This window comes from Luteolibacter sp. Populi, from assembly GCF_040801775.1.
In the GTDB taxonomy this organism is placed as follows: Bacteria; Verrucomicrobiota; Verrucomicrobiia; order Verrucomicrobiales; family Akkermansiaceae; genus Haloferula.
The window spans coordinates 6,103,796-6,123,067 of sequence record NZ_CP161812.1; the positions used below are offsets into that span (position 1 = coordinate 6,103,796).

Here is a 19,272-nt window from a genome sequence, read left to right on the forward strand (position 1 = left end):
TCGACCAATTTGCCAGGGGAGGCCACAGAATCCTTTCCTCCCATCCCACGCAGCGGCACTCCGATTGATGATTGGAAGATTGATGATTGATGATTTCTTCAAGCCAGCACCCTCCTCATCACCTCCGCCACATCCTTGGCCGAGTGTTCCCTCAAAAACTCCTCGTGCCGGCCCGGCACCGCGTGCATCTCGATATTCTGCTTGGTCTTCCAGCCGAGGCGCGGATCGCGCGGCACCCAGCCTTCGTCCTCGGCCCGGATCAGCACCAGCCTGCCGACCTCCGGCAACCGCGGCACATGCACGTGCAGCGCTTCCCAGTGCCGGATCGCCCGCGCCTGCGAGGCCGCATCCAGCAGGTCGATATCGAGCACACTGCGGATGTCCGGGATCGGGTTGCCCTCCGGCTTGATCATCCGGTCCACGCCGGAAGCCGCCGCACGTTGCTTCATCTTCAGCCGCCGCATCGCCGTCGCCGAATCCCGCGCCAGCAAGCTGTGCGCCCGCGAGGGGAAGCGCGAGATCACCCGCCACCAGGTCGCCGGATTGAGCCACTGCAGCGCGGAGGGCCGGAAGCCCGGTGGCGACGACTCTAACAAAACCAGCAGCTCCACCTCCTCGCCCGCCTGGACAAGTTGCCACGCGATCTCCGCTGCCACATTCCCGCCGAAGCAAAACCCCGCCAACCGGTAGGGCCCGTGCGGCTGCACCGCGCGGATCTTCGCGATGTGGCAGCGTGCCATCTCGCTGATGAAGCCGAAGGTCCGCGAGCCCTCGGCCAAGCCGTAGGACAGCACCTGCCCGTCTAACAGGCGCGTGGTCTCGCGGTAGGGCAGCAGGCCCATGCCGCCATCCACCAGCGTGTGGATCCAGAACAGCGGCTTGCCGAGATGCCCTTGGCTCAAGCGGATTACCCGCGGTTGCGCCAGATCCGTTCCGGCATTCTCCCGGATCTGCGCGGCCATCCCGGCCGGCGTCGGCCGGTCGAAGAGCCAGTCCAGCGGCACGCTCACGCCGATCCGCCGCGAGGCCTCCGCCACCAGCCGCGCGGCCAGCAGCGAGTGGCCGCCGAGCGCGAAAAAATCGTCATCGACGCCGACCCCGCGGCAATCGAGCACCTCGCCCCAGATATCGGCGAGTTCGTCTTCCAAGGCAGTGCCGCCGGTGCTGGGAGCCGCCCTCTTGATCTCCGGCAGTTCGCGCCCGGCCAGCGCCTTGCGGTCGATCTTCCCGCTCGCCGTCAGCGGCATGCGGTCGATCGCCACCAGCGGCGCGGGCACCATGTAATCCGGCAGCCGCTCGCGCAGGTGCGCCGTCAGCTCCGCGGGATTGAGGGTCGAGGAAACCGGGCGATACCACGCTACCAGCCGCTGGTCCGCCGTCAGCAGCGCGGCCCCTTCCGCCACACCCATGTGCGACAGCAGCGCGGCATCGATTTCGCCCAGCTCGACGCGGAAGCCGCGCACCTTGATCTGCCCGTCCGAGCGGCCCAGGCACTCCAAGCTGCCATCGGCATGCCAGCGCGCCAGGTCGCCGGTCCGGTAGAGCCGTGAGCCGAAGGGCGATACCATGGCGTGAGTGGCCACGAAACGCTCCGCCGTCAGATCGGGCTTCTGCCAGTAGCAATCGGCCAGGCCCGCACCCGAAATCAACAGCTCGCCCGGCACGCCCGGCGGCATCGGCGTGCCATCGTCCGCGGCGATGTGGATGCCGGTGTTCGCGATCGGATGGCCGATGCTGATGAACTGTGGATTGTCCGGCAGTTTCCAGATGGTGGACCAGACCGTGGTCTCGGTCGGCCCGTAGAGGTTCCATGCCTCCTTGCCCATGCTCGCGAGCTTCTTCGCCAGCGGCAGATCCATCGCCTCGCCGCCGCACAGGATCTTGAGATAGAATGAACCCTGCCACCCGGCATCCATCAGCATCCGCCAGGTCGCGGGCGTGGCCTGCATCACGTCCGGGCGGGTGTCTTCCAAGCGGGCGAGCAGCGCCGCCGGATCCCGGGAAGTCTTGCCGGCTACGAGATCCACCGTGCCACCGGTGATCAGCGGCAGGAAGATCTCCAGCGCGGAGATGTCGAAGGATACGGTCGTCACCGCCAGCAGGGTCTCGCCATCGTGGAAACCCGGCTCCTCCGCCATCGAAAGCAGGAAATTCGCCAGCGCGCCGTGGGACACCACCACGCCCTTCGGCCGGCCGGTCGAGCCGGAGGTGTAGATGATGTAAGCGGCATCGGCGGTCTGCGGCAGGACCCGGCGCGTGTGCGTGCTGTCTTCCGCCATCGCCGGATCGAGTAAGATGAATGTCGTATCTCCCGGCAAGCGGTCCACAAGCGCAGGGGAGACCAGCACGTGCAGCGGGAATTGGTCCTCCAGCACCAGCGCCAGGCGCTCGGGCGGATTCGCCGCGTCCAGCGGGACGTAGGCGGCCCCTGCCTTCCACACCGCCAGCAGCGCCACCGGCAGAAGCAGATCGCGCTCGAGCATCAGCGCCACCCGGTCGCCCGGGCGCACGCCCTGTTCCGCCAGCCTGCCGGCCAGCGAGGCGGCGCGGCGGTCGAGCTCGCCGTAGGTCAGCGATTCGTCCCCGCAGCGCAGGGCGGTGCGATCCCGCACGCGCATCGTGGTCGCGGCGATCAGGCCTGGTGCGGTCTTGGTCGGGAAGGCCGGGCGGAAGGCTCCTTGGCCCGTCAGCACCAGCTTGCGGCGGTCGCCTTCGGTAAGGCTGTCGATCCTGCCCACCGCCTTGTCCGGCTCGCGGCAGACCTGGTCGAGCGTCGCGAGGTAGCGGCCCAGCATCGCCGCCGCGGTCTCCTCGCGGAAGAGGTCGCTGCGATACTCGAGCACCAACTGATGGCGGTCGCTCAGCACGAAAATCATCAGGCTCAGGTCGAATTGCACCGCCCCGCGGTGCGCGAGGAAGGGCCGGCAGCGCAGCCCGCCGTGCCAGGTCTCGGTGATCGGCAGTTCCTGGTGGTCGAACATCACCTGCGCCAGCGGCGAACGATCGCGCGCCCGCTCCGGCCGCACTGCCTCGATGATCCGCTCGAACGGCGCGTCCTGCGCCGCCTGCATCTCGAAGGACGCTTCCCGCACCCGCTCTAACAGGGCAATGAAGGTCTCCTCCGGATCCAGCGTCAGGCGGAAGGGCAGGGTATTCACCAGCGTGCCGATCAGGTTGCCCGCCGCGGCATGGTTGCGGTTGGCGACCGGGACCGCCACTGTCGGATCGTCGTCGCTGCCATGGCGGCGCAGCATGAGGAGGAAGGCCGCGAGCTGGACCATGAAGGGCGTCGAACGCCGCGCCTTCGCTAGCTCCGCCACTCGCATCACGAGTGCCGCGGGCATGGTCCGATCCACCGCGCCACCGTTCGAGGAGGGCTTGGCAGGGCGGGTGAAATCGGTGGCCAGTTCCATCACTCCGGAGTGCCCGGCGAGCCGCTCTTTCCAATACGCGATCCGCGCGTTGGCCGCACCGCTGTCGATCCAGGTGCGGTGCCAGGCGGCGTAGTCGAGATAGTCGGGCCCCGGCGGCGGCGGGCTCGGCTCCTTGTCTTGGGCGTAGGCCGCGTAGCAAGCCGCCAGATCGCGTATCAATACCCGTACCGACCATCCATCGGCGGCGATGTGGTGCGCGCAGAGCGAGAAGACATGGCGGTTCTTGCCACACTCCACCAGCAGCGCCCGCAGCGGTGCCGCCTCGGCGAGATGGAAGGGCCGCAGCGCGAAAGTCTTGAGCGTGCCCTCCAGCGCTTCCTTGCCGTGGGCCCGTGTGCGCTCGATCGGCGGCGGCACCGAATCGTCGATCCATACCGTCGGCTGTCCATTGCGCGCGATGTGGCGGCTGCGCAGGATCGTGTGGTGATCGAGCACTTTCGCGTAGGCCCGCTCGAAGGCGGAGAGATCCAGCGGCCCGTCCATCTCCAGCGCGCCGAAGACATGATACGAGGCACTCTGCGGCTCCAGCTCGTGCAGGAACCACATCCGCTCCTGCGAATGCGTGAGCAGGCCCGCCAAAGAACCCGAGCCGGGCACGATCTCCGGCGGCGGGGAGGTCTCCTCCGCCTTGCCCTCCACCGTCGCCGCGAGGTGCGCGAAGGACGGCGATGAAAACAACTCCGCGTGGCTCAGCTCCACCCCCGTCACCGCCCGCAGCAGGGCGGCCAAGCGCGTGGCCTCGATCGAACTCATGCCGAAGGCGATCAGGTCGTCCTCGGCGCGTGCCCCGTCGCGGCCGGTCGCCTCGCGTACCGCATCCAGCACGCAATCGAGGATCGGGCCGACCGGCAGGTGGCGCTGCGGAGCCGCCGTCGCCTCGTCGAAAATGATCGCCAGCGTCTTCGCGGCCAGTGCCTCGCGCGTTGCATTGCGGCGGATCTTGCCGCTCGTCGTGCGCGGCAGCATGCCCGTCCTGACAAAGACGATCCGGTGCACCCCTATTTCTAACAAGTCAGCCACCCGTCGCCGGATCGCCGCGCAAAGCACGGTGAACTTTTCCCGCGGCAGCCGCGCGCACTCCAGCGCCAGCGCCACGCCTTCGCCGTTGCTGGTCTCGGCCGCCACCGCCGCCGCTGCGGTGATTTCCGGATAAGCCAGCAGCGCGGACTCAATGTCCTCCGGCGCGACATTCGTGCCGTCCAAGATGATCAAATCCTTGATCCGCCCGACCACGTGCAGCTCGCCGTTCTCCAGATAGCCGCGGTCGCCGGTGTGCAGCTCGCCATCGGCATCGAAGGAGGAAGCCGTGACCTCGGGGTGATTCCAGTAGCCCGGCGAAACACTCGGTCCCTTCACCCGGATTTCCCCGATTTCGCCGGCGGCCAGGGTCTGGCCGCTCTCAGGATCGGCGATGCGTAGTTCGAGTCCATCCAGCACCGGGCCGCAGGAGACATGGCGGCCTGCCTGCGGGTGATTCGAGATCCGTTGGAGCTGGCCCGCCCGGACACCGGTCACCGTCAGCGTGGCCTCCGCCAGACCGTAGCCGGGCAAGAACGCCTCGGGCCGGAAGCCAAAGGGCGCGAAGCGCCGCGTGAAGCGCTGCAGCGTGTCCACCTGGATCCGTTCGGCACCGCAGGGAGCACCTCTCCAGCAGGACAGGTCGAGGCCCTCGAGCTCTTCGTCCCGGATCGAGCGCAGGCACATCTCGAAGGCGAAATTCGGGCCGCCGCTGAATTCCGCGCGATACTTGCTGATCGCCCGCAGCCAGCGCACCGGCCGCTGGATGAAGTGATCCGGCGTGAAGAAAGTGAGAGAGAAGCCGGCCTCGATCGCGAACAGGATCTTCAGCACCAGCCCCATGTCGTGATAGGGCGGCAGCCAGCTCAGGCCGCGGCGGATCTCCAGCGGCTCGATGTTCGCGATCAGCGCGCTCAGGTGGTGGCGCAGGTTGCGGTGGTGGATCATCACCCCCTTCGGCTCCGCGGTGGAGCCGGAGGTATACTGCAGCAGGCAGGGGTGGCCGCCCTCGCGCGCCGGGCCTTCCAGCGGCTTGCCAAGCGTCGCCAGCTCCGCGGTATCGAAAATCCTCAGGTCTTGGATCGCATTCGCCGGCTGCTCGCCGAGCGCCAGCTTCGCCCCGGAATCGCGCAGGATCGCCTCCAGCCGCTGGCGATGCCGATTGCCCCGTGGCGGATACGCCGGCACCGCGATCGCCCCGGCATACCAGCACGCGAAGAGCCCCGTGATGAAGCCCAGCCCGGGCGGTTCCATCAGCAGCACCGGCTTGCCCGCCGCACCCTTCTTCAAAAGTCCGCCGGCCACCGCCCGCGCATCCCGCGCCAGATCGCCGAGCGTCAGGGTCAGCTCCTTGTCCTCGCCATCTGGCAGGAAACGATAGGCTAACAGATCCGGCTCCAGCGCCGCCCGGTGATCGAGCACGCCCGTCAGCGCGCAACCGGCCGGAATGGCCGGTCGTTCCATGGAAGCGACGGGAGGAGTCATCGGAGGGGGGAGTCCGCTACAAGACCGGGCCGACCGGTTACCGGACCGTATGGGAAAAGCGCAGGCGCGACAATCCCCGTGTGGCTACGCGATCACGGGGGATAGCCCCCTGGAAAGCGGATTTCACGCCAGCCATGGACGAAGGAAATGCCGCTCCCCACCGCAAAATCGGACATCAAAGCCCGGTGTCCATAACGAGTGCCCGGAACAGCCGTCGCGCAGCGACCGTGGACTGCGCGCAGCCTGCTGCCGCTGTCGGCAGGCAGCCTGCTGCCGTGAAGCACCAAGACCGCCCTACACTGCTTGCATTCGCGGCTCGAGACCGTTCGACCTCCCCTCTCCGCCGCCCCCGCAACGGCAGGCAATCGATCAGAAACCTTCCCGCCCGCCGCGCATCCCGTCCGAGCGCCAGACTCTCCTGCCTCAGCGGATTCTGCTCCACTAACAAATCCTCCGCCTTTGAGGTGTGCTGGATTTCTGGACCAACAAACTCCAGAATCCATGTCCATGAATCCCAAGCCACGCAGGCAATATACCGAGGAATTCAAAGCCCAGGCCGTCGCGCTTGCCGACACCGGCCGGTCCGTCACCGAGATCGCCCGCGAACTCTGCATGAGCGCCAACCTCCTCCATGGCTGGAGACAGGCGGCAAGGCGCGCGCAGGGCGGCAGCGAAGGCCCGCGAGCCGCAGGCGAGGGGGACGCAGCGGACGACCTGCGCGCGTTGCGCCGCGAGCTCGCCCGCCTGCGCCAGGAAAATGACATTTTAAAAAAGGCCGCGGTCATCCTCGGGACCAGTCCCCGGCCGGACTCCGCGCCATGATCGGGGAAATCCACCGCGCCACCGGCCACGGCATCCGCCGGATCTGCGAGGTCCTCGAGCTGCCCCGCAGCAGCTACTACCACGCCGCCGCACCCACCCCCTCCAAACGCTCGGACAAAGCGGCCGGCGATGCGATTGAAGAAATCTTCAAGAGCCACCGGCGGCGCTACGGCCACCGCCGCATCTGGCACGAGCTTGCCGGGCGCGGCATCACCTGTGCGCCCGCCCGGGTCCGCAGGCTCATGGCCGAGCGCGGCCTCAAGGCCATCCAGCCCAAGACCTTCGTGCCGAAGACCAGCGACGGCCGGGCCGACAAACCCTCGCCCAACCTCATCGCGGGAAAGGAGCTGCCCGACCGGCCGGACCAAGTCTGGGCGGGCGACATCACCTTCATTCCCACCGCCTCCGGATGGCTTTACCTCGCGGTGGTCATCGACCTCTGCACGCGCCGCATCACCGGCTGGTCGCTGGCCCGCCACATGCGCGCCGGGCTCGTTGCCGATGCTCTCGCCCAAGGACTCGGCTCGCGTCGTCCGGCCCCGGGCCTGATCTTCCATAGCGACCGCGGCAGCCAGTACGGAAGCTGCGAATATCGCGCCATGCTCTCCCGGGCCGGCATCTGCCAGAGCATGTCGGCACGGGCCAACCCCTACCACAACGCGTGGAGCGAATCGTTCATGGCCACCCTCAAGAAGGAGATGCTGCAGGGAGGCTGCTTCATTGACGGACAGGACGCCCGGACCGAAATCTTCAGTTTCATCGAGGGCTACTACAACACCCATCGCAGGCACTCCTCGCTCGGCTACCGATCCCCGGCCCGATTCGAGGCCGAACTCATTCCGTCCAACTAACCAACAACCGGTCCAAAAATCCGTTGCATCTCACTTCTCCTTCTCAACCTTCACCGGAAAATCCGCCATCTCCGTCTCCTTCACCCCACGACCGTTAGCTCCTTCGGCAAAGCAATCGCTTCCTCACCACAAAAACGCCAACAACCAGCACCGCTATCGCGGCCAAAACCGAGAGCCAACGGACCGGCTCCGGCCTGGACGCGGGTGACGCATCTGCCAACACTCCGTTCTCCGGCTTTCCATTTCCTTCAGGATTCCCCGTCTTTCCGTCAGCTTGGGGAACGCTCCAAGGAACAAAAGTGGGTTCCTTCGATGCGGTATTCCCGCCCTGCCCATGTTTGGCAGGCGAGAAAGGAATGGCTCCCTTCTCCTCGAGCCGAGCCATCGTCCGGCGCAGTTCCGCAACCACCTCCTCAACCCCGGGATCGTCTTTAGTCCGCTTCTCCCGGTCCATTTTCGCGATCCGATCAAAGAGGTTGGCGACCAGATAGCGGTTCGATTTATCGAGCAAGGCCCTTTGGAGCACGTTGACGAGCGGATCGCTCTCCTCAAGGAAGAACTCCTTGCGGAGTGTTTGCGAAACAAACCCGCTCGTTTGTGCCATCTGGTTGTTGTCGCCCGGCCGGTAGCCTTCGTCGATATGCCAGACCCCCGGCTCGCGAAGAACAAAATCAACAACTTGGTCCTTGAGGGCCGGATCCGAAATGTGCTCCGCCAACCATGTGGTGCCCTTCTTTAGGCGCTCGTCCTTCATGCATTTCTCAAGGAATTGAGATGCTTCCGGCCCCGAAAGTTCTTCTTTAATGGAGGTCTCGTTAAAGCCTGGAGTTTTCCATCCATTAAACGCCTTTGCCAGAACGTCATCGTCCATATTCGTGAGCGGCCCCCCTAGAGAGGCGTGCGTCGTTATCCAAATAATCAGGAAGAAGGTGGCTCTCATAAAATGGGTTGAGTCAATTCCCCGGAATCACGAATACCCCTTCGCCGAAATGCGATCCAGCATCTGCCCAAATCCTGTTTCCTGCAGGATTGGTGCCATAGATTGCGGCAATCGCGTGATGCCATAGGATATAATCAGAAATGCGGAACCAAGAGGGGTTTTCCACAGAACGTTTTCCTGAATGAATCTCAAGTCTCGCAAACTCTCGAAAGTCTGCAATTTGGGCCAAGAATGCTCCTGGTACGCCTATCGACGATTGGAATCCAAAAACAGGTCCATCAACCGATGTAATTGCACCCGCATCATGAGCAGTGCCAAGTGCTTGAGATGCGGCATAGGGATTCCCATCCTCGTCTTGAGGGCCCGGCTTTGAAGGATCGTCATTTCCCTCCACTGGATTTAGAGGAAACGGGACCGCGATATCGACTTTTTGAGGCTGATTTCGGAATGTGTATAAATTAGGGAAATTCCCCTTGGGTATGTCCTGGGGATTTAATATTTTTACTTGAATCATCCTAGTGAGATCCCATTTGAGTTGCGCGTGGTCAGCGGGTTCATCAGTATTGAAAAAATGCATTTTTCCCTCTCCTGGGACAGGTGTTATATTTTCTCCCGAAAAGTCGGGTCGATCTGCTGCCGTATTTAGAGATACGATTTCGGCTGGCTGGATGGTGAATTTGAAGCGCCAGTAAGAGTTGGGTTGTAGGGCTAGTCCTCCATACGTTGCGCCCGGGAAATCCAATGGCCCCGGACTCCCGACGAAGGTAAAGCTAACGTTTTGATAGGGGCTTACGATTTCCGCTGTGGACCACACCACCCACACGTTCAATTTTGCCAGATCCTCAGCTTCCTCTTCGCCGCGAGGACGCGTGATAATCTTCACCGTGTTTTTCCATGTTTGATCGCGTTTGACCCGGCGCTTCAGCGGATCGTTAGGAAATTCTTCCCCGCCTTCCCAAGCGACAATTTGCTTCGGCGTACCTGGAGCGATCTCATCCGGAAATAGGCCGGTTGCCTCCAGCGTTACGTAATCCTCGGCAATCTCGGCCGATTCTTTAGGAGTGACGAAATGAAGCTCGGGATCTGTAGTTTGGTTGCTGGGAACCATGTCACCCAGAACGCCCACCATTCCCTCCACCGGCTTGATCTTCACTTCGCTTAAGGTGATAAATTGCCGTTGCCGGACTCCTGATATGTAGGTCGTCGCGGATGCAAGTTCAAAGCCGTCCGATTCTTCAGCGTTAGCAGGAATGGTGAGAGTGACGACTTTCACATCGGAATAGGCGCGATCCTCAATAACTGGAGGAGTAAGGGAAATGCTGGTATCCTCCGTTACCCTGAGCATCCGTATAGTTCGCGGATTCGGCGTGGCTGGTCCTCTGACCCACGCTTTGGCTTCACTGGTATAGCCGGAGGCGAATATCTTGCCATCTACGGTGGTGCCGGAAAAGTTCATGAGCGAGCGGACCGAACCATGCTCTAGGTTCGTGACTACCAAGCCTGATGCTGCTCTGGGAATTGTGCCTGGGAAGGGCATCGTGGCCGCTTTGGATGAAAGGAGGATGGGCGACAGGACTACTTCCGACTCAAGTGTGGACGAGTCGCCGGTCCAGTCGTTGAGTGTGATGGAGGTATTGACATCATCGTCAGTCATTGTCTGACCCGAAGCATTCCGGATAATATAGTTGAGCTGAAGTGGGAAGTCCTGATCCACCTTCGGTTTCGTTTTACCAGCTTTTTCATCCAGATTGGTACTCCCGTCGCAATCAGGGTCTCCGGATCCTCCATTGTCTGGATTGATTGAGCCGTCGTCGTTCGGGTCGAGATCATTGTCGATTTCCCAGCCATCATCCAACCCATCGTGGTCGCTATCGATTTTCAGTGGATTGGTGAAGTGAACAGTGATCTCTGCTAGATTACCCAAACCGTCGCCATCAAAGTCGGCCGTATCCAGATCCACCGCGGTCTGGTCAGTGTAGACGAGGCGGAGGAACTCGCGCCCCTTCAGCGAGCCGATCTCATGCTCGATGTCCTCGTCATTCCCTGCCTCGATCAGCGGGGCAAAGTGCCAGCTCTTGAGATCGTCCGTGACCTGGATGAAATAGCTTCGGCCGGCAACGCCGTGCCAGCGGAGGTTCAAGGAAGTGCCGACACCGCGCAGGACTTCCGGCTGCGGCTGGGGAGTGCCTTGGCCGTGGGCGAGCGCAAGCGCGCCCAGTAAAGAAAGCAGGACACGCTTCATTGTCCGGCTCCTTCCTCCTGGACTTCTTGTGGGAGGTAACGGCTGCCCTTCCGGGGCCGGAACCACATCACATTGTCTTTTGCTGCGACGGGTGCCGCCGCGGCGGTCGCGGCACTCTCGGCGCGCAACCTTTCGCGTTCGAAGTAGCCTCCGGCCAAGCGCTCCTGCTCCGCTCGATAGAAGTCATGGAGGGCGTGGATAGGAGCGATGGCCTCCAGATCCGTGGTGTCACCCGCGACGATCACAAAGCCGGGGCCATCCGCGGGGAGAGGTGGATGGGCGGGCACCGCAACGGCGTGCTGTAGTCGCTGCGAAAGGAGAACGGTGTCTACATCGCTGACAAAAAGGAATGAAAGGAACGGAATCCGTGCGTTGTCCTCTGCCGACAGTTGATTTAGATGATTGAAATCTATGTTGCTCCAAGCCTCGTAGCTCTTCCCGGATTTTCCGTCCGTCCAGCGGAGACGGGTCTCCGAATGATTGTAAACGGTGGCACCGGCGATGATGAAGCGGATCTGAGCGGCTTCCGCTTGGCGGGCCGCCCAATTGGCAATTTGTTCAGGCGTGGGCGGAGCGGGGGGCGGCGGGGGTGCTGGGTCGGGGAGCGTGGACGGATTGCCGAGCAGGATCGTGAGTGTACGGTCGCCCACCTGGTGGACGACGCTGTCCTTTACAGTGAGCTTGGGAACTTGGGGCTGCTCTTCCGCCGGGGCAGTTACATGGTTTTCATCGGCTCTTAGCAGAGGTGCTGTCAGGGGCAGAGCGGCAGCAAGGGACGCGGCAAGGTTTCACGAGCGGGCAGGCTGGGTTATCTGGGAGAAGGGCGAGTGGGAGATAAAACGGGCCAGTAGTTTCCGGCGAGGCAAATCATGATCGGTTAGAAGAAAAGGCCTGGTAGCTATCGACGGGCCTTTTCACAACTTGTGATATTGCGTCCCATTTGCGGTGAGCCCACCAAGACACCGCTTGTCTCGCCGCAAAATCAGAGATCAAGGAGACATCATCCTTTGCTTCGCTTGCTTCCCAAAAAGTCACCGCTCCGCCGCTCCCGCAAACGGCAGGCAATCGATCAGGAACCTTCCCGCCCGCCGCGCATCCCGTCCGAGCGCCACACTCTCCTGCCTCAGCGGATTCTGCTCCACTAGCAAATTCTCCGCCTTCTCCTCCTCAATTTTCACCGGCAAATCGGCCACCTCCGTCTCCTTCAATTCCGGCCGCTGCTGGGTCAGCACTAACACAAGCGCCGCAAACGCCGGCGGAAACACCAGCCATGGCCAGATCCGCGCCGGCTTCCGCTGCTGTCTCCGGTCCAACTCGCGCAGGATCCGCGCCTCCAATCCCGGCGATGGCTCCGGGTCCGGCTGCTGCGTCCGCAACAGCGCTGCGATCTCATGATGGGGCTCGGGCTTCATGGCAGGAATCCTTGGGGTTCGGGCAAAGGCGGCGGCTGCGAAAAATTGGCGGGTCCGCGGCAGCGTTCGGAAAGCGCCTTCCGCGCGCGATGCAGCATCACCTTTACCGCACCCTCCCGCTTGCCGAGGATCGCCGCGACTTCCTTCAGTGGCAACTCCTCCCGATAATGCAGCCACAGCGCGCTGTAAGTCTCCGCAGCAAGTTCGCACCGCGCAAGCTCCCACAAGCGCAGCGCGGCGTGCGTCGGCTCGGCGGCAGCCACCTCCGGCAACTCCGGCGGCAGCGGCTTCAAGCGGCGCAGCGCGGCGATCGATTGCCGCCGCGCCAGCGTGAAGAGCCAAGGCAGCAGCGGCTGCGCCGGATCGTAGCGGTGGAACTTGTCCCAGGCCCGCAGGAAGGTCTCCTGCGTCAGGTCCTCCGCATCCTGCCGCTGCTTCGTCAGCGCCAGCAGGAACGCGAAGACCCGCACATGATAGCGCCGCACCAGCATGCCGAATGCCGCCGACGATCCCTCCCGCGCCAGTCGCGCGAGCATGGAGTCATCGGGACATTCGGAAGTGTTCAAGGCCGTGAACGGTAAAGCAACTCAACCACAGATGAACAGGATGAACACAGATCAAGGCAGGATGATTCCGCATCGACCGAGATCCCTTCAATATCTGCGTCCATCCTGTTCATCTGCGGTTTCCCGGCTGTTCAAATTTCACGGAATTTAGCGCCCTTTCACGGTTAAATCCGGATCTCTCAGCGGGCGGAAAATCCTTACTTCTTCATCTCATCCGCCGCCTTCTTCATCAGGCCCAGCCATTCGCCCACCGGCAGGCTCAGCGCGATCGCCGTGCCCGGCTTGCCCGGGGTAGGGGAGATCTTGCACTCCAGATCGAGCCCTTGGAGCTTCGGATCGGCCACCTCCGCGAAGGCCACCACGCCATCCAGCATCCGCCGCATCCGGTCGGCGCTCTGGGCATCCGGGGCTTCCGCTCCGGCGCGCACGCTGAAGCGCCCGCCTTGTTCGGAAATCGCCACTCGCAAGGTGCTCGCCATCTTCAAAAGCCGCGCCGCATCGGCCGGCATCTCGATCCCTGTTAGATGCGCGCTCGCCGATACCAGCGGCTTCACGCCATCCACATTGAAGAACGGATCGGCAGTCGCCGCGGCCTCGCTCTTCAAGGTCACCAGCGCGAGCTTCACCAGCTCCTCCTGACGGCTGAAGACCAGCAGATGGTCGCTGGCAAAAGCTGCATACTGCTTGGTCCCCTTGTCCTTCCACGAGTGCACCGTGGTCCCGTCGTGATTGCCCGCCGAGTAATCATCCGCGGCCTTCACCACGTCTTCCATGTGCTCCCTCTCGAATTCCCCCTCGATCAGCGCCACCGCATGCTCCGGCTTGCCGTCGCCATAAAGCGTTACGTCGTGCAGATCGGTGATCGGGTGCAGCGAGAACATCCGCTTGAAGGCCTTCAGTTGGTCGCCATGCTTGGCCTCGATCTCGGCGAAGACGGCCTTGCCGGTCTCGCTCTCGCGCATTGCATCCAGGTCGGCATGCAGCAGCCACTGGGCGCTGGCGGGGATTTCGGCAGGAGCCAGTTCGCCGCCAAAAAGCGGCAGCGGGGCGGCAAGGGCGAGCAGGCAAAGGAACGTGTTTCTCATGGAATTGCGGGGTGTCTGCCAGGGGTACGCAGCGGACCCCGCCGAAGGTTACAGCGATTTTCAAAAGCGCGGTGTCTCACTGGACTCTTGCCCCGCGCGGCCATCGGCGCTGTGAGTGCAAGCGTGCCCGCTCTTTTCCAGCGCCTTTCGATCGCACTCGCGATGCTGGCCTGCGCCCTTGCGCAGGAAACTCTAACGACCGCGGCGGCGATCCACGGACTTGCGCCCGAGGAAGCGGCCAAGGGATTGCCGGTGAAGCTCGAAGGCGTGATCACCTTTGCCAACAAATCCGCGATGACCCTCTTCATCCACGATGGCAAGAGCGGGGGCTTCATCGAGCAGCCGCTGGAAGGGAGCTACAATTGGCCGAGCGCCGGCGACCGCGTGGAGGTCAGCGGTATCACGGACCAAGGACTTTTCGCCCCGGTGATCCGGGGAATCGATGGAGGGCCGGCAGAGATCCGGGTGCTCGGGCACGATGCCTTGCCCGAGCCCAAGCCTGTCAGCGGCTTGGAACTCGCGCGCCCCGAGATGGACTGCGAATGGGTGAGCGTGGAGGCGCAGGTGCGCGAGGTCTTCATGAACGACGGCGACATCATCTTCGAGTGCCAGGCCGGCCCCTGCGATTTCCACGTGCTGTTGGAGGGCCCCTTGCCGCCGGAGTCGGTGCCCTGGGATCTGGCGGAGAGTCCCGTCCGTATCCGCGGAGTGGCCGCCACGATCTTCAATGCACGCCGCCAGATGACCCGCCGCTTCCTGCGCGTGAATTCGCTCGCCGATGTCGTCTCGCTGGAAGCGTCCGGAGTGAAAACCGAGCCCCGCCTGGTCCGGGCGGACGAGCTTTTCCGGCTGACAGGCGCGGGCGGCGAGGACCTCGTGCGGGTGCGGGGCACCGCCACCCTCACGGTTCCGGGCCGCGGCCTCTTCCTTCGCACGGATGGCGGGGGCCTGTGGGTCCAGACGGCGCAGCCGGTCGAGGCGAAACCCGGCTCGCCGGTCGAGGTGATCGGGTGGCCCCGGGCAGGTGCCATGAAACCGATCTTGCGCGCGCGCGGTGCGAAGGTGCTGGGGGAGGGGAGCCCGCCCGCGCCCCTCGCCATGAAGGCTCTGGAAGTCCTCAATGCACGCCACGAGTCCGAACTCGTTTCGATCGAGGCCGAACTGCTCGATGTCTTCCGCGGCGAGGACGGCACCACTCTCGAATTGCGCGATCCCGGCATGATCTTCCGCGGCCTGTTAGCGGAACACGATGGCGTCCTTCCCGACTTCGTCCCCGGCTCACGGATCCGCGTCTCAGGCATCGCCCAGATCACCTCCGCAGGTGCCTTCGCGCCCTTGCAGGAGGAAGACAAGCTCCTGCTCCGCCTCCGCTCGGCCGCCGATATCGAGATCATTTCCCTGCCGCCTTGGTGGACCACCCGTCGGGTCGTAATGGCCGCCGCCGCGATCATCGCCGCCATGCTCGCGATCATCGCGCTGGTCCGCGCCAAGCGCCTCCGCGAGCACGAAACCCAGCGCCGCGAATTCGAAGCCGTGCTCACCGAGCGCGGCCGCTTCGCCCGCGAGATCCACGACTCGCTCGCCCAAGGCCTCACCTCCATCTCCCTGCAACTCGAGTGCGTCCGCGACGACATCCCGCCCGATGCCGCGCAAGCCCGCACCCATCTCGAGACCGCCCGCGGCCTGGTCCGCGATAGCCTCCGCGAAGCCCGCCGCACCGTCTGGAATCTGCGCCCGCTCGCCCTCGGCGAGGCCGACCTCGCCACCGCCCTCCAACGCTTCGCCCACGACCTGACCCGCGATGGCAAGGTCACCTGCAGCCAGGAGATCGAAGGCACCCCGCGCCCGCTCCCCGCCGATCACGAAAGCGCCCTGCTCCGCATCGGCCAGGAAGCACTCACCAACGCCATCCGCCATGCCGCGCCTAACAGAATCGTCGTTCGCCTGCGCTTCGGCACCGGTTGGGTCACCCTCACCGTCAGCGACAATGGCCAAGGCTTCGATGTCGCCGGGCGCGTGGGACAGGGCTACGGACTCACCGGCATGCACGAGCGAGTTGCCGCCCTCGGCGGCAGCCTTTCCATCGACAGCAGGCCCGGCCATGGTACTGAAGTCTCCGCGACCCTGCCCACGTGAAATGACATGAGCAAACCCATCCGCATCCTCCTCGCCGATGACCATCCGCCCCTGCGCGCCGGTCTCGCCGCCATCCTCAATAGCCAGCCCGACTTCGAAGTCGTCGCGGAAGCCGGCAGCGGTCGCGAAGTCATGGCCGCCAAGCAAGCCGCGGACGTCTACGTCCTCGACCTGCGCATGCCCGATGGCGATGGCATCCAGACCATCAAGGCCCTCATCGAGCGCGACCCCGCCGCGAAGATCATGGTCCTCACCACCTACGATAACGAGGAGGACATCTTCCGCGCCCTCGAAGCCGGTGCCCGCGGCTACCTGCTCAAGGACACCACCCGCGAGGAGATCATCGCCGCCGTCCGCCACATCCACGGCGGCGAGCGCTACCTCCCCCAAGCCGTCGCCGCCCGCCTCGCCGACCGCCTGATCCGCCCCAGCCTCACCCCCCGCGAGCTCGACGTCCTGCGCCTCGTCTGCCGCGGCCGCACCAACAAGGAAATGGCCTCCGCCATGTTCATCTCCGAGGAGACCGTGAAGACCCACATGAAGTCCCTCTTCCAAAAACTCGACGTCCACGACCGCGCCGAAGCTGTCTCCGTCTCCCTCCAGCGCGGCCTGATCCGGCTCTAACAGCAAGCCTTCCGCTATCCGGACATCTCCGTCCCAACGGGACGACTTATACTAGCCCGGCACTGCGTGCACGCAGTGCCGGGTAGTGCCATAGACATGATTCCGTCCTGTAAGGACGGCTCATACGGGGAGAATGCTGCTTCCCCAGCCGTCCTCGCAACTCCCCGGCTGCTGTGCTATTGGAGCACCGGTAGGCCATCGTCCTGAAGCGCCTTCCTCCCACCCCTCGCGCGTCAGCGCCCCCTTCCCACCTCCCCCCGCGCAGCGCAGACCGATTGATGATTAGAAGATTAGTGATTGATGATTTCTCCGCTGATTAGTGATGATGATCTCTCCCCTAAACGGGGGAGACAAAAACCCCGTCTCCCCGCCGTGGACTTCAAGGTCCGCCAAGGGTTGGATGATAGGTGAAAACCCTCCCGTGCCGCGGCCTGCCCACGCCGCGCCGGTGAACCCCAATCCAAGAACCCATGAAAGCCTCCTTCCTCCGCCATGGCCGCGGTGTCGCCCTCGCGTCCCTGCTCGCCGTGTTGAATGCCTCCGCCGGCCAGGTAGCCAGTCTCGATGCCAGCACCCCCGCGGTCACGCCAAACGTCGCCGTGACCTTGAACTACGTGAGCCCCATCACCGAGGGCAGCGGTGCCGCCGAGATCACCGTCCCCGCCGCCTGGACCACTTCCCTGACCGTCGGCTCCCCGACCCTGATGTCGGACTTGAAGGCATTCCAGGGCAATGGGCGCCTGAAGATGGACGTGTCCATGGCCGCCCCTCCGGCGGGATGGTTCCAGATCCATGTCAGCTTCCAGGGGGACGGCCTGAATTGGTCGCAGATCGACAACGTCTACGGCGGCGGGGCCTTCAATGGCACCATTGAGGTGGATTTCTCCTCACTCAATCTCACCACCGTGCCGGAGAACCCCACCTGGGGCCAGCTGATCATCATCACCAATACCGGCGAGCCGCACACGCTGAAGATCGACAACATCCGCGTGGTCACGCCGGATGTGCCGAAGCCGTCAGCCGTTTACACCTTCGACGCCACCACTGATGGCTACATCAATTCAACGACTTCGCACTCGGTCCTGTTCGGCGGCTCGCTCGCGGTCGTCTCGCCCCCGGAAGCGGATTGGGACTGGCACACCGACAGCCAAAACCTAGGCCCCGACATGACCGCCAAGATGCAGGCGGCTGCCGTCAATGGCGGCACCCTGAGTGTCGATGTCTTCGGCAGCGCGGGCACCTTGTCCGGCTTCGGCTTCGCTCTCTTCGTCCAACCGTGGACCACTTATGAATGGACCCAAGCCGATACCACGATTCCCGGTGCCGCCGTGGAAAGTTTGCCCGGCGGCATGGAGGTCGCCCGCGTCAAGTTCCCGCTCTCCGCGCTCGGCGCGGATTTCACCAGCCAACCGGGCTACAAGTCGGGCTTCGGGTTCCAGCGCCAGGCCGGCACCACCATCTACTTCGACAATGTCATGGTGACCCCCGTGGCCACCACCGAGATCGACTTCAAGGACAGCGTGGTGAACTTCACCCAGGAAACCGGCAGCACCGTCTCCCATGCCCCCTCGCCGGGCAATGGCTCGCTCTACATGGAGAACCCTTCGGGCGGTGTGTGGGGCACCAAGGCCGTCTTCAATGCCGCCGCCGGCGGCGAGGTCGCCGCGCTGCATGCCAAGCTGCTCAAGGCTGCCACCGAAGGCGGCACCCTCCGCTTCAAGGTTCACGAGCCTTTCCTCTTCAACAAGGAGGAGACCTTCGGCGGCCTCGAGGTCACCGCAGCGCTCAATGGCACCCCGTGGCAGGATCAGATTCCCCTGTGGGTCGATAGCAGCGAGTTCACGGAAGGCTCGCTCGACGCCACGCCTCCCGGCTTTACCCGCACGGTCAGCATCCCGCTCTATCCGCAAGGCGCGGAAGAGACCGATGGCTTCGTGCTCGCCGCCGGTGCCACCAACTATGAATTCCTCATCGGCACTAATTTCGAAGATGCAACAACAGCCGCGCTCTACATCGATGACTTCGAAGTCATCACCGCGCCGGAGCCCGCGATTATCCACCTGCCGACCATCCCGGGCGGTGCTGAAGGCATCATCGGCCGCGTGCTGACCAATGCCGAGGGCGAATGCACCTACGCCGCGGAGAACCTTCCACCCGGAGTCACCATCAATCCCGACACCGGCCTGGTCGTCGGCACCCCGACCGCCGATGGCACCTACGAGGTCATCTTCAGCGTCACGGCTGGGGGCGTCACCGCCAGCGAATCCGCCACCTGGGTGGTCAACTCGATCGCCGGTGAACTCCGCATCACCGACCTGACCCGCACTGAATCCGGCATGACCCTCACCTGGTCCGGCGGCGCCGCGGCAGTCAATGTCGAGCGCTCCACCACCCTGCTCCCCGGAAGCTGGCTACCGCTCAGCATCGGCGACACCGACGGCAGCCACCTCGACGCCACCCCGCCAGCGGAGAAAGCCTTCTACCGCGTCGTCACGCCCTGACGCACCGGGCCCCTGCCACCTGTTAGGAGCGCAGCTCGGCAGCACGGTCCCTAACAGCCCGCCACCAAGGGTACGTAGTCCCGCCTTCAGGCCAATGCCGTTAAGGACCTGTTAGATTCTGAGGCTCCGAGATGGCGACAACCATTGATTTAGCAAT

The 19,272-nt window shown here is 63.9% G+C and carries 12 protein-coding genes; 5 read left to right on the forward strand and 7 right to left on the reverse strand.

Annotated features, from left to right (window positions below; genetic code table 11):
• Positions 1-98: 98 nt before the first annotated feature.
• Positions 99-5,915 carry an amino acid adenylation domain-containing protein gene (locus ABWK72_RS24790; RefSeq protein ID WP_367872264.1) on the reverse strand — a complete coding sequence of 1,939 codons (5,817 nt, stop codon included), beginning with the start codon at positions 5,913-5,915 and terminating at the stop codon, positions 99-101.
• A gap of 528 nt (positions 5,916-6,443) precedes the next feature.
• Here ABWK72_RS24790 and ABWK72_RS24795 point away from each other — a divergent pair.
• Positions 6,444-6,758: a transposase gene (locus ABWK72_RS24795; RefSeq protein ID WP_367871810.1), complete on the forward strand. Its 315-nt coding sequence runs from the start codon at positions 6,444-6,446 to the stop codon at positions 6,756-6,758.
• The gene (locus ABWK72_RS24800) at positions 6,755-7,609 is read left to right on the forward strand and encodes an IS3 family transposase (RefSeq protein WP_367872265.1); all 855 of its coding nucleotides are present in this window, start codon (positions 6,755-6,757) and stop codon (positions 7,607-7,609) included. Before ABWK72_RS24795 ends, ABWK72_RS24800 begins: the two co-directional genes overlap by 4 nt.
• Before the next feature lie 94 nt (positions 7,610-7,703).
• On the opposite strand, the gene ABWK72_RS24805 is transcribed toward ABWK72_RS24800, so the two are convergent.
• The 6 genes from ABWK72_RS24805 to ABWK72_RS24830 form a co-directional block, all read right to left on the reverse strand.
• Positions 7,704-8,549, reverse strand: coding sequence for a hypothetical protein (locus tag ABWK72_RS24805; RefSeq protein ID WP_367872266.1), 846 nt, complete (start codon positions 8,547-8,549; stop codon positions 7,704-7,706).
• A 13-nt stretch (positions 8,550-8,562) separates the two neighbouring features.
• On the reverse strand, positions 8,563-10,791 hold the full coding sequence (locus tag ABWK72_RS24810) for a hypothetical protein (protein ID WP_367872267.1): 2,229 nt from the start codon (positions 10,789-10,791) through the stop codon (positions 8,563-8,565).
• Complete coding sequence (locus tag ABWK72_RS24815) at positions 10,788-11,441, reverse strand: hypothetical protein (protein WP_367872268.1); 654 nt, start codon at positions 11,439-11,441, stop codon at positions 10,788-10,790. Before ABWK72_RS24815 ends, ABWK72_RS24810 begins: the two co-directional genes overlap by 4 nt.
• 381 nt (positions 11,442-11,822) lie before the next feature.
• On the reverse strand, positions 11,823-12,203 hold the full coding sequence (locus tag ABWK72_RS24820; RefSeq protein ID WP_367872269.1) for a hypothetical protein: 381 nt from the start codon (positions 12,201-12,203) through the stop codon (positions 11,823-11,825).
• Positions 12,200-12,769, reverse strand: coding sequence for an RNA polymerase sigma factor (locus ABWK72_RS24825; protein WP_367872270.1), 570 nt, complete (start codon positions 12,767-12,769; stop codon positions 12,200-12,202). Before ABWK72_RS24825 ends, ABWK72_RS24820 begins: the two co-directional genes overlap by 4 nt.
• Before the next feature lie 197 nt (positions 12,770-12,966).
• Positions 12,967-13,854 (reverse strand): hypothetical protein, encoded by an 888-nt coding sequence (locus tag ABWK72_RS24830; protein WP_367872271.1) that lies wholly within the window; start codon positions 13,852-13,854, stop codon positions 12,967-12,969.
• Between the two features lie 123 nt (positions 13,855-13,977).
• Between ABWK72_RS24830 and ABWK72_RS24835 the strand changes: the two genes are divergently transcribed.
• The 3 genes from ABWK72_RS24835 to ABWK72_RS24845 all read left to right on the forward strand — a co-directional run bounded on the left by ABWK72_RS24835 (position 13,978) and on the right by ABWK72_RS24845 (position 19,115).
• Positions 13,978-15,990 (forward strand): sensor histidine kinase, encoded by a 2,013-nt coding sequence (locus ABWK72_RS24835; RefSeq protein WP_367872272.1) that lies wholly within the window; start codon positions 13,978-13,980, stop codon positions 15,988-15,990.
• Between the two features lie 6 nt (positions 15,991-15,996).
• Positions 15,997-16,614 (forward strand): response regulator, encoded by a 618-nt coding sequence (locus ABWK72_RS24840; RefSeq protein ID WP_367872273.1) that lies wholly within the window; start codon positions 15,997-15,999, stop codon positions 16,612-16,614.
• Positions 16,615-17,084: 470 nt separating this feature from the next.
• Positions 17,085-19,115: an Ig domain-containing protein gene (locus ABWK72_RS24845; protein ID WP_367872274.1), complete on the forward strand. Its 2,031-nt coding sequence runs from the start codon at positions 17,085-17,087 to the stop codon at positions 19,113-19,115.
• Positions 19,116-19,272 lie beyond the last annotated feature (157 nt).